Origin of the sequence: Caballeronia terrestris, assembly GCF_001544515.1 — a bacterium.
Lineage (GTDB): Bacteria > Pseudomonadota > Gammaproteobacteria > Burkholderiales > Burkholderiaceae > Caballeronia > Caballeronia terrestris.
Genome location: NZ_FCOL02000103.1, coordinates 1 through 11,476, shown reverse-complemented (window position 1 = coordinate 11,476; position 11,476 = coordinate 1). Strand labels below are relative to the sequence as shown.

At 58.4% G+C, this 11,476-nt stretch carries 8 protein-coding genes; 6 read left to right on the top strand and 2 right to left on the bottom strand.

The window, feature by feature from the left end; genetic code table 11:
* The 4 genes from AWB67_RS32225 to AWB67_RS40010 all read left to right on the top strand — a co-directional run.
* A partial coding sequence (locus AWB67_RS32225; protein WP_087660118.1) for an alpha/beta fold hydrolase occupies positions 1-689 on the top strand: 689 nt, incomplete at its 5' end.
* A 30-nt stretch (positions 690-719) separates the two neighbouring features.
* Positions 720-2,432, top strand: a complete 1,713-nt coding sequence (locus AWB67_RS32220) for an acyl CoA:acetate/3-ketoacid CoA transferase (RefSeq protein ID WP_200822367.1) — start codon at positions 720-722, stop codon at positions 2,430-2,432.
* Positions 2,423-2,650 (top strand): hypothetical protein, encoded by a 228-nt coding sequence (locus AWB67_RS41550; RefSeq protein ID WP_200822366.1) that lies wholly within the window; start codon positions 2,423-2,425, stop codon positions 2,648-2,650. Before AWB67_RS32220 ends, AWB67_RS41550 begins: the two co-directional genes overlap by 10 nt.
* Positions 2,651-2,804: 154 nt before the next feature.
* Positions 2,805-3,005 carry a hypothetical protein gene (locus AWB67_RS40010; protein ID WP_125477767.1) on the top strand — a complete coding sequence of 67 codons (201 nt, stop codon included), beginning with the start codon at positions 2,805-2,807 and terminating at the stop codon, positions 3,003-3,005.
* 425 nt (positions 3,006-3,430) lie between these two features.
* Here the strand turns inward: AWB67_RS40010 and AWB67_RS32215 are convergent, their stop codons facing one another.
* Positions 3,431-4,573: an HAF repeat-containing protein gene (locus AWB67_RS32215; protein ID WP_159965034.1), complete on the bottom strand. Its 1,143-nt coding sequence runs from the start codon at positions 4,571-4,573 to the stop codon at positions 3,431-3,433.
* 717 nt (positions 4,574-5,290) lie between these two features.
* On the opposite strand from AWB67_RS32215, the gene AWB67_RS40005 reads away from it, so the two are divergent.
* The gene (locus AWB67_RS40005; RefSeq protein WP_125477766.1) at positions 5,291-5,974 is read left to right on the top strand and encodes a hypothetical protein; all 684 of its coding nucleotides are present in this window, start codon (positions 5,291-5,293) and stop codon (positions 5,972-5,974) included.
* A 437-nt stretch (positions 5,975-6,411) separates the two neighbouring features.
* Here the strand turns inward: AWB67_RS40005 and AWB67_RS41035 are convergent, their stop codons facing one another.
* On the bottom strand, positions 6,412-7,689 hold the full coding sequence (locus tag AWB67_RS41035; RefSeq protein ID WP_159965032.1) for an NHL repeat-containing protein: 1,278 nt from the start codon (positions 7,687-7,689) through the stop codon (positions 6,412-6,414).
* Between the two features lie 674 nt (positions 7,690-8,363).
* Between AWB67_RS41035 and AWB67_RS32205 the strand changes: the two genes are divergently transcribed.
* The gene (locus tag AWB67_RS32205) at positions 8,364-10,739 is read left to right on the top strand and encodes a two-partner secretion domain-containing protein (RefSeq protein WP_159965030.1); all 2,376 of its coding nucleotides are present in this window, start codon (positions 8,364-8,366) and stop codon (positions 10,737-10,739) included.
* Positions 10,740-11,476: the final 737 nt, after the last annotated feature.

The following is an 11,476-nucleotide window of genomic DNA, read 5'->3' as shown; positions in this document are numbered from 1 at the left end:
TCGTGCCCGACCTTCCAGGGCGCGGCCGCAGCGAATGGCTCGCGTCGCCCGCCCACTATACGGACCGCGCCTATGTCCGTGCGATGTCGACGCTGGTTGCCCGGCTCGATGTCGATCAGGTGGACTGGGTGGGCACGTCCCTCGGTGGACATATCGGCATGTTGATGGCGTCGGAATCTGGCACGCCGGTACGAAGGCTTGTGCTCAATGATTTTGGTGCGCGCGTGTCGGCTGCGGCACTGCGCAGGATCGGCGGTTATCTGACGCGCCAGTGGCATTTTGCGTCGGTCGACGAGGTGGAAACGCATCTGCGCGAGGTCCACGCGCCGTTCGGCAAACTCAGCGACGCCCACTGGCGTCATCTCGCGCAGCACAGCGCCGTCCCGGACGGCAAAGGTGGTTTCCGATTTCACTTCGATCCGGGCATCGGGATGCGCTTTTCGATCCCGATCTTGCTGGACGTGATTCTGTGGCACGTCTGGGACAGGATCGACTGCCCGGTGCTGATCTTGCGCGGCGAAGACTCCGACTTGCTCTCGCGCAGCACGGTGGACGCGATGCTCAAACGTGGCTCGGCAGCGAGCGACGGTCGGGTCACCGCGTTCGAGTTTCCCGACTGTGGACATGCGCCAGCGTTGATGGACGAGGCGCAGATCGCTGTCATCAAGAACTACCTCTTAACCGACTAGCTGACGCTCAATAAGCGAACCGAGACTGCCATGATTCGAGACAAGGTCGTTACCGCCGATGAGGCCATCGCGTTGATACGCGACGGCGACGTTGTGAGTTGCTCAGGGTTCGTCGGCGTCGGCACGCCCGAGGAGTTGATTACGGCGCTCGAGCGGCGCTTCGTCGACACCGACGGGCCGCGCGATCTCATTTTGGTCTTCGCCGCGGCCCCCGGCGACGGCAAGGATCGAGGCCTCAACCGGCTGGCCCATGAAGGTCTGGTGCAGCGTGCAATCGGCGGCCACTGGTCGCTCGTGCCCAAGCTCGGAAAGCTGGCGACCGACAGTCGTATCCAGGCGTACAACCTGCCGCTTGGCACGATCTCACACTTGTATCGGGACGCCGCTGCCCACCGTGCCGGCACACTCACCAAGGTGGGACTCGGCACTTTCGTCGACCCCAGGCAAAACGGCGGGAAGATCAACGCACGAACAACAGAAGACCTAGTGCGGGTGATGGAGATCGACGGCGAAGAGTGGCTTTTCTACAAGGCGTTTCCAATCAACGTCGCGTTGATTCGCGGCACCACCGCCGATGCCGAAGGCAACATTACGATGGAGCGTGAGGCGCTGATGCTCGACGCGCAGGCTGCCGCAATGGCTGCGAGAAATGCGAACGGACTGGTCATCGTTCAGGTTGAACGCATCGCATCAAGCGGCACACTCGATGCCCGAAACGTGGTCGTTCCCGGCGTCTTGGTTGATTGCGTGGTCGTCGCTCCGCCAGGTGCACACAAGCAAACCTACGGCACAGACTACAACGCGGCGTTCTCAGGCGAGATCCGCGTTCCCGTGAACAAGATCCCGGCCCTGGCGCTCGACGAGAGAAAGCTGATCGCGAGGCGTTGCGCGTTCGAGTTGCCGCTCGGCGGGGTGATCAACCTGGGAATCGGCATGCCCGAGGCGGTGGCCGCTGTCGCTGCCGAAGAGCGGGTACTCGACCATCTGACCTTGACCGCCGAACCCGGCGTGATCGGCGGCATGCCGCAAGGCGGTCTCGATTTCGGCGCTGGCATCAATACGCAGGCGCTATTGCACCAGAACCAGCAGTTCGACTTTTACGACGGCGGTGGCCTCGACCTCGCGTGTCTTGGGATGGCCGAAATCGACCGCGCGGGCAATGTGAACGTCAGCCGGTTCGGTTCGCGTCTCGCGGGCTCAGGCGGCTTCATCAACATTAGCCAGAACGCTCGCCGGCTCGTGTTCGCCGGGACCTTCACCGCTGGCGGAATGAGCACTTGCATCGAAGGCGGTCAGATGCGAATCGTGACCGAAGGTAAAACCTGCAAGTTCGTCGAAGCGGTTGAGCAAATTACCTTTAGCGGCCCGCTCGCAGCGGCCAAGGGGCAGTCAGTGCATTACGTCACAGAGCGATGCGTCTTCAAGCTTCAACCGGACGGCTTGCAACTGATTGAAGTCGCACCTGGCATCGACATCGAGCGTGACGTGCTCGCGCACATGGCATTTCGCCCCATCATCGGCGAAGTGACGCTGATGGACCCCCGCATCTATCGGTCCAAACCGATGGGACTGGCCGCGGTGCTGGAGGATCTGCAACTAAGCGATCGCCTCAGCTATGACGAGGACCGCAACATTCTTTTTGCGAACTTCGAGGGGATGGCGATCCGCAGTGACGATGACATCGAGGCGTGCGGCGCGTCTTCGATGCCCTCTGTACCAAGGTCGGACGGCGGGTGGCGCTGATCGTCAACTACGACGGCTTTCGGCTCGACGAGTCAATGGCTGACGCGTACTTCGAAATGGTGGCCGAACTTCAGGCCAAGCACTACACGACAACGACGCGATATACCACCAGCGCCTTCATGCGCATGAAGTTGGGCGAGGCGCTGTTTTCTCGTCACGCTGCAGCGCATGTGTTCGAAACCCACGCCGAAGCTTCCGAATTCCTCAGCACGCGATAGCGCGCTGTGGACCTCTTTGCGGAGCGCTTTCTAATGCAATACACAGTGGAGACTCACACATGGCTCACGCGACCAACCAGCGGAAGCGATACCCATCATTCTCGCTGGCAGTCTGAAGCCTCAGTATTTTCCTTCTCACTATTTGGCCCGAAAAATGAAATCTTCCAGTCCTCTGATCGCGGGTGGTGCCGCCGCGCCGCCCACTGGGGAACCGCAAATTGTGGTTAGCCCGTCGACAAAAATGCGCCCCGCAACCACCTATGCGTCATTGCTCGAGGGCCCGCTGGCTTTGTTGGCCGGCCAGGTGATAGACCGCTCCGATTTGCAATCCGTCGCGATCCTCGGCTACAACTAATCCGCCAGCCTGAGTCAGGAATGAACGACCGCTGCAGCCCGGAAGCTGCCGGTGACGTGGAGCGTTGTCCGACGTCCGCAGCGGGTCGGGTACTGCCGATCGGCGACAGACGGCAGGAGGATTAAGGCAATTCAACCGAAGCGCGGGCGCCGGGCAGTGTCCATTGGAAATATCGCGGCCCCGTGTCTCGATGGCCGACGACTTGTGCTCAAGCCTCGAAAGCGCACGCGCGGCAGCGATGGGCCGATGTATCTTTGACGAGGCAGCAGGCGGGAATCGGGCCATGATCCGCCATTCGCCGGGGCCGTCGCGCCGACATTTAGGCGTCGGTTCTACCCAGACAGCGGACCTTCGTGCAAGGTGAGCGGTCCTCTAGGTTTGGCCGGCAGCGCGATGCAGACCTGACAAATTCGCGCGTCGATTCATCACTTGCCGTTGCCGTTGGTTGGCGTTAATAAGAAGGCGTGCCTGACATTCTGGCTATTAATAGTCATACCTCCGACAATCTCCCCGGAATCGTTGATGGCGTAAGCATAAAGGAGCGTGACACCTTCGCCACTGCCATCAAGAACCGTATTAAGGTCAGTAAGTGTGGTCCCGTTCCAGATCGTCGCGTGGTATGCGCTCGCATTTATGAAACTCTGCCCGACTATTTGACCCGATTTATTAATGTCGATAGCGACGCTGTAATTTCCGGCGAGTGTCCCCAAGTCAGTAGCCCTTTGGCCATTCCATACGGTCGCGTGAGTGGCTGCATTGCCGTCGGTAAGGCTAGACCCAACTATCTGCCCACCCTTGTTGATAGCGACGGCAATGCTCTCCGTCCCGCCGAGGGTGCCCAAGTCGGTTGGGGTAGTACGATTCCAAAGCGTGGCGTGATTATTGCCGTTACTCTGACTGACTCCCACTACCTGTCCGGCATCGTTAATACCTCTGGCATCGCTATATGTCCAACCCGCCGCGGCAAGATCAGTGAGGTGCATGCCGTTCCATAAAACTGCATGAATTCGCGGCGCATTGGGGGCACTGCCTGAGAAGAAGCCTTTTCCCACTACTTGACCAGATTTATTAATATGGGAGGCCTCACTGAAGTTTCCACTGAGCGAGCCGAGGGTACCCAGGTCAGTGATGGAGGTGCCATTCCAAATGAATGCATGCTCGACACCAGCTGCGGTGAAGCTGCTGCCAACTACCTCTCCGGCCTTGTTAATGGCATTAGCAAAGCTTTCTGTTCCGCCGAGGGTGCCCAAGTCCCTTGCGGTAGTGCCCTTCCAAAGTGTGGCGTGGTGAACATTGCTCGCAGTTAAGCTGGTTCCGACTACCTGTCCGGCATCGTTGATGCCAGTGGCAACGCTGTCTGTTCCGCCAAGGGTGCCAAGGTCCGTAAGTTTGTATTTAGTTGGTGCCTTTACCTTATTGGCGGAAGCCAAAAGGGTTGCTGTGTCCGTTGACATGGCCGGTGTAGTCGGTGAGTTGTCACCACCGCAAGCCGCTAGGAACGCCGTCGCTAGTGAGACAGCGACTGTGAAGTCAGAAAGCAAGCGACTATAAACAAATGAATTTTGCATGATGTTTCCTCGAGCACGTCGACTGGCGAAGAAGCGCTTAAGCACGCGCGCGATCATCGGACGGAGCAGCGGAAGACAGAGCAACGCGATGGGAAAGGCACGACGTCTACAGACGCACCTTGACGCAGCTCTACTCCACCCGGATAGAAGGGGTTGCAGCTGCACCCCCGCGCGCCTGCGGCGATACGGGCCTGATGTTTGACTGCAATCTCGACTCTGCCCGGGCCGTGGAACGTTGACTTGCATCATTTGTATTAGGTTAGACCGCACCTACCAGATATCCAAGGTTGGCCTCGAAACCATCTGCGCAACGACTGCAACTGGAAAGGGATGAACCTCCAAAATGGCGTTCATCCCTCGGTCGTGTACCGGCCAATTTCTGCCGATGGCTCGACGCGATAAAGCGGTCACTCCAACGGCTGGTCCACTTCGGAACCCGCCCGATGTCGACGCGAGCATATCGGGTTCGGTCGTTCAACATCGCGACTCGCCGATTGCGACCTCTGTAGCGACGGTGTCGTCGAAGGATGGCAGCTGGGCTCTCCACCGCCCTATTCGGCGCAACGAAGAAGAAAGGTTCGGTTTCGCACATACAAATCTCGTTCGAAGAACCTAGATGCAGTTCTCCGGATACGCATCCGGACTTAGCGCGAAATTGCGAGCATGGTACGTGTATGTCTGTAGGCGCTTACAAAGCAACATTGAGAAGGAGTAGCTATGAGCGATCATGAGCCGATGAACGGAGGCGAGAGGAACTTTTTTCGCGATGCTTTAGATGTCATCAAGGAAGATATTAAAGAAAATGTCAAACCTGATATAAGAAACCTCAAAGAAGATACAAAGATACTTAAAGATCAGGTCCAAGCTCTTAACAATTACTTCAAAATCGCTATTGGACTGCTCATTATTTGTGGGGTGGGCGGAGGCATCGGAGGTACTGTCCTTTCATTGGCGATAACTGGATATAAAAAAAATGTCAGCGAAGTGTTCGATACAAAGGCAAGCGAAGTGACGGCTAATTTCGAAAAGAAGGCGAGCGACGCAATAGCTGACTTCAGAAAGACGGCGAGCGATGGGACCGCTACATTCCAAAGTTACTCTTCGGCCACTGTTAGAGATGGCCTTTTTAAAGACCTTAAGATCGTTCCGTCTCGCGGCGGCGCAGTTCGTGGTAATCAAGGAACGTTCGAGGCGACATGCCCCAATGACGAAAATAAGCACTATAAGCTTATAGGCGGAACCTGCGACAAGGCATCAGGAAAGGAACCACATTATTTACAAAACTTCGGAATACGACCAGAGCGAACAAACGTTTTTGGATGTACTTACTATCCTCCAGGTTCATCTCCGGGTGAAGATTACACGGTCGAGATTTATGCTTTTTGCCTCGCGCTCAAATGAAAGTGGGTTAGAACAAGATAGCCATTTAAAGATCATTCGCTTCCTCTGCAAGTGTTACGTGCTTATGAGCTGGTTGGACGGCGGTTGTGGTCCGATCCCTGTCGTTGGCCCAATGAGTGCTTAACTGTCCGTAGTGGGTCGCGCGCAGCCAATCGCGTGCTCACGAGTTTCGAGCTGCGTATGCACTCGCATGAGACAGCACCCGGCCAGTTGCTGTCTTTCAGAGACGGCGTTATGCAGCCATTCCAACGGCGGCTCCGCAGTAGGAGCGGACCTTGGGGTTCAACCTCGTACCGGACTTGTGATCGGCTGCAGCCAGCCGGGATCATTAAAGCCGCGTGGCTATCTGCGTGACGCGCTCTTAGCAATCCACTGGCAAATACCGGTCCGTTGCAAGCAGTGCAAGGAACAACGGACGGGCGTCGCTGAACGGGATGTCACTTGACCACGCCAAACGGACTTACGAGCGGATCCCCAGTCGGCTTTGAATGAGAGCCCGGGCCTCCGTGCTCACCGTGACCATCGTGCTCACCGTGACCATCGTGCTCACCGTGACCACCGTGACCATCGTGGTCACCGTGATCGTCGTGATCTCCGGGTACAACGGCTATCGCAACAATCGCTTTGAAGGCCACTGCTCCTTGGCTTAGATTGTTTGCATCACTTAGCACAGTGCGTCGCCCGGTTCGTTGGTTCACCCGGAAGAGTGCTGGGACGTCTCCAGAAGCTGGGGCAGTGGCACCAACAATTACTGACCCAGACCTCTCCACTGCGAGGCCGTGAAGGCTCGTCCCGATCGGTCCCTGCGTCGAGCTGTTAAAATCACTGAGCACCCTACGCCTGCCAGTTTCGGGGTCTATTTGCAGAAGGAGATCCCTGCCGGTGGGTCCGAGCGAATTAGCAAGAATCTGTCCGGAGATCTCAACCGCAATGCCCAATGTCGAATTCAAGTCGACGACATCGGTTCCCTGGGCCGGGTTGGTGAAATCGCTCACAAGCGATCTGTAGCCTGTTATTGGGTTGATCCGGTAGATCGCCGAACCCGCAAATGTTGTACTGCCAACGCCAGCGAGGATCGCACCGAAGGGCCCTAGCGTGAGGTCAGTAATATAGTTACCACCAGTGAAAACCGCCCCTTGAGCAGGATTTGAGAAGTCGGTAACGAGAACACGGTTGTCGGTCCGGGTGTCCACGCGAATAACGAACTGCTGCTGAGGAGGAAACTGTTGGGAGTTTGCTATAACTCGGCCAACGACATCTACTCCCACGCCGTAATAAAGGGTCCCGTGAATTGCACCTTGATTGATGTTGCTCAGCAGGGTGCGCTTGCCGGTGCGAGGATCGACGCCGAAAATGCCGATGAAAAAGTCGGTCACGTATATTTGCCCTCCCCTGACGGCCACGCCGGCGAGGGCGCCCGAAGGAAATCCTCCATTTCCGGGTCCCTGCGAAAGATCGCTAAAATCACTAACGACTGTGCGCGCACCGGTTTCGGGGTCCACCTTAAACAGCACGTCGGCGCTTTGGTCGGCGACCAGTATGTCGCCCTCTTTGATCACCGCTGCCTGGACCAGTCCACCAGCCAGTAAGAAGGTGCCAAGTAGCCAGAGACAGTTACGGAGGAAGCGTCGACAAGCAAGCCGCCATGCCGCGCTTCGATCCGATCGAAACGCGGAAACGTGAATGCACGCGGGACACTTCGTCGCGGATTTCATGACTGGGTTCCTTCGGGTTCTTCTTGCATGATCTATACAACTCGAATCAGGGAAGTCGCAACGCGCGAGGCTTTCATGCATTCGGAAGACGTGCTGGCACGATCGCCAACGATGACGCGCGAGCGCGCGTCTCCCAGTGACGTACCTGCGTCGGTGCGAAAAAGCCGACAGTGAAGCGGCGTTGTCTGCATGGGGCGACAAGCAGATAAGTTCGTCCCAACGGATTTATTTTTTATAGACGATTGCGATGCGTTCGCACGACTGCATTTTTGTAACGCCTTCGCGGTCCTTTGTATGCAAATAGCGACTAGTTGAAGTTGAGAACTAAAACGGCGACCGGCGCGCCTGCAGCCGACCAGGTATGAAAGCTTTGTCGCGACTCCTTCGAATTCGCATGAGCGCTTGCCGGTCGCGACGCTTCCTTGAACGACCGTTGGACTTTGGGAGCTGCCGTATCCCTCGCGCTGTGTCGAAGGGCAGATGTGGGTCGCAAGCGCGGAACATCTGCGACAGAGAAGCGCTACTACGGCGACGACACGGTCGTTGAAAAAGGAAGTGTGACCACCTAGCATTTAACCTTACCGGCGATGCAAGCGGTTCTGCCCGAGCGTGCTATTGCACGAGTCGCCGTGCATCTTCCAACTGGACTCGCTTTGCGCGCCAGGGAGGCTGTCATGGGTTTTCTGTCGATCCACCCGCTCCCGAAGCGTGCGCCGGACTCAATGAGCGGCAGGCCCGTGCGCCGTTGTCGAATGAAGCTCAGGCCGCTGGCCGCGATCTTGCTTGCTAGCTTGACCGTGCCTACCTTCGGCGCGGGCCCGCTGCCCAGCGGCGGAAAGTTCGTCGGGGGCGCGGGCTCGATGGTGACCAATGGCACGACTCTCGCCATTAAACAGACTACGCCGACGGCCGTCATCGACTGGAACAGCTACTCGATCGGTAAGGCGCACGCGGTGTCCATCGACAACCCGAATGGCGCGACGCTAAACCGCGTGACTGGGCCGGGCATCGCCACCATCGACGGCAAACTCACAGGCGTCGGCGACGTGTATCTGATCAATCCGCACGGGGTGGTCGTTGGACGCACCGGTGTCGTGACGACGGGTGGGCGCTTCGTGGCATCGACGCTCAATATCACGAACGATGACTTCATGCGGTATTTTCCCCAGGTGTCGCTAACGGGAAAGTCAGACGGAAAAATCGTCAATCTCGGGAAGATTGAGTCGAGCGGCAGCGACGTCTTCCTCATCGCAAGTAACAAGGTTGTAAATGCGGGCGAACTGCGCGCGGACAAGGGTCTCGCGCAACTCGCGGTCGGAGAGAACGTGCTCATTCCGCTTTACGAGCGACTCGGGTACGCCGCGTACATTCAGATCGGCAGTGGCGGGACTGCGTTGAACGCGGGCGTCATGCGCGGCGCGCAGATCGCGATTGAAGCCGCCGACGGCAATGTATTCGCGCTCGCAGGGCGCAACACGGCACTGCATGCAACTGGCACCGCCTATCGTGACGGCCACGTGTGGCTCATCGCGGAGTCCGGGCGGGTCCACGCTAACGGCGCGACGATCATCGCGGACAAGGGTGCGGGGCCGCCGAGCGAAGTAACCATCAAAGCCGACCGCCTGAGCATGGGCGATGCGACGGTGCACGCGGATTCCTTAAACATTACCATTCCGGAACTGACCATCGACTCCGCGCTGGGGCGAACCTTTTCGCACGGTCTGTCTTCCGGTACGGCGGTGACCGTCGATACAGTGTACCCGCCGGCGCGCACGGGCGACATCGTCGTGGGCGGCGATGTGCGCTGGACAGGCGCAGCGCCACTCTACTTCCGCACTCGACATTCGGTGACGATATCTCCGGGCGTAACCGTCGCCAACGCAGGTAGCGGGGCGTTCACCGTTGCCGCTGACGCTCTTGCAGCCAATAACGGTGGGAGCGTATTGAACTACGGTGTGATCGAATGGTGTCGCAGCACTGGTCTCGTTGAGATGTACTACGATCGCAACGGGGCGTATGTCCCGGGCGTGCAGCACGGCAATCCGGCGTGGCGACCGGCACATCTGAGCGGGCTGAAGACTCAGATCACCGGCTACATGCAGATCATCGATTCCGCCGACTTCAGCGCTATTTACGACAACCTCGCCGGCAACTATCACGTAAACACTTCTGCCAGTCTCTACAACGGTACGACACTGCCATCGCCCATCGGCAGTGCGGAGCACCCTTTCACCGGACAGTTCGACGGGGGCGGTAGTGTCTTTTCTGTAAGCGTCGACGCGCGCAATACCAATTCCAGCTCGGCTACCGGTTTCTTTGGCGTGGTCGGCGAGGGGGCGGTGGTCCGTGACTTCGCTTTGGCCAACGGCTCAGCGACGGCAAGCGAAGGCGCGCTCGGCATGATAGCGGGGCGCAACGACGGGCTAATAGTCGACGTTTTCACCTACGGGACCGTGCGCGGAGGCACCACCGCTACGGGGGGCGTCGTGGGTATCAATCGCGGCGTGCTCGCGAAAACAAGGAGTGAATACACCGCGGTGTCGGGCGGTGCGGCGACCGGCGGTGCAGTGGGCGTCAACGAGGGGATCGTTACTCGTGCTGCAGCTGGAGGCGACGTTACGAGCGAGCATGGGCCGGCCGGCGGCGTCGCAGGCGAGAATCGCGGCCACATCGAGCAGTCGGCCTACGTCGGCCAGGTCGTGGTGCCGGCTATCAGCGCAGGCGGGGCTGTCGGCGGTTTGATCGGCTCGAACTCTGGCTCCCTTTCGCAATCGATCACCAACGCTCATATCAGCACGACTCTTAGTGGCGCTCCGCTAGGTGGCGTCGCTGGCGTCAACGTCGGTAAGATCGCACCGGATGTCTTCTGGGGTAAAGAGGTGGGGAACGCAACGAGCGGTGTGGGTCAGGGCAACATGCTTCCCGCGACAAGTGGCTTGACCACTGCAGGTCTTGCCAAGTCGGCGAGCTACGGGCCCACATGGGACTTCAGCTCAAGCGGCGTCTGGGAACCACCCGAACTGTATGGGTTTCCCCGGCTTCGATATTAGACGGCGGCGGACGACCAGCCGTAGCAGACAAAGCGCGCCCGGGCGCGCTTACTCCTTCGGCGTCGCATCAGCTGCCTTCTCGTCGTCGCTGTAGAACGAGAGGAGGTAGCGCGCCATCAGCGACTCGGCGATTCTGTAGTCTTCCGTGTTACGTCCGTTATCCCTACATCGACGTTGCACTATGCGAATTCGACCTTCGTCTATCGTAATTCGGATAGTTACCATTGCTCGCGGCCCCCACCACGAGGGATCACTTTCTCCTCGATAAGGGTCGTCAAAGATGAACTGAATTAATTTAAGCGGGAGATCGTTTCAAATTTGTCAGGCCAGGGCTCCTAATCGACTGTCAGAGCCCCGATTGGCCGCTAGCTGCAAGTACCTTGGATTTCCGCCAAGGTCCTATATGCCGTTAGGACGCTTTTCGGAATGGTTGCACCGGTCCATATCCGCGGTCGCAACTGTCGGTCGACGCGCCAATCACCTCAGGTCGGGGTGGCCTCCCGAACCCGCGTGCTTTTTCCGTGGCTGAACCGTTCGAATCCGCGTACGTTTCGGCTTGACCCGGCAAAAGCGTGTCGTCGCGTGAGCTTCATGCGTGTGGGATGTCGCGTTGACCCCTTAAGCAGCCATCGATGTTGCGCCATTCTGTGTGACCGTTGTGGGTGTGCGCCGTGAAAAGGTGGCGCTTTCCAGTGGGTGTAAGTCCCACCCGGCAAATGCTCCAGCCGGAAGCAACC